A 345-nucleotide genomic window follows, 5' to 3' on the forward strand; every position below is an offset into this window, starting at 1 on the left:
GGTAACTAAGATCCTTAGTTTATTTCCTATTTTCGAGCCGGCAGTAATAGAATAGGAACGGTTAACGGGGAATGAATTTTCCAAAGGATCCCATCCCTGATTATTCAGTGCATTTTCAGTAGACATTTCCTGGTTGTAAAATCCGAAATTCACATCCTTCTGATTCACCGAAGTTTTAAAGCCATCAAATTTCCCGGCCACATTGGTGTTTATTCCCGCACTCGCACCCAATGAAAGTTCTTTTGCTCCCGTGAGTTCCCTGGAAGTAATATCTATAGTTCCGGAAGCCTGATCTGCGGAATTTTCTGCGGAATAGGTCTTGCTTATTCCAAGGCTTTGAATAAT

At 41.4% G+C, this 345-nt stretch carries 1 pseudogene; it reads right to left on the reverse strand.

Features of this window, described 5'->3' with window-relative positions:
• A pseudogene (locus HC175_RS21490) lies at nucleotides 1–345 on the reverse strand (TonB-dependent receptor); the annotation flags it as partial.

It is taken from the genome of Salinimicrobium oceani (assembly GCF_012037645.1).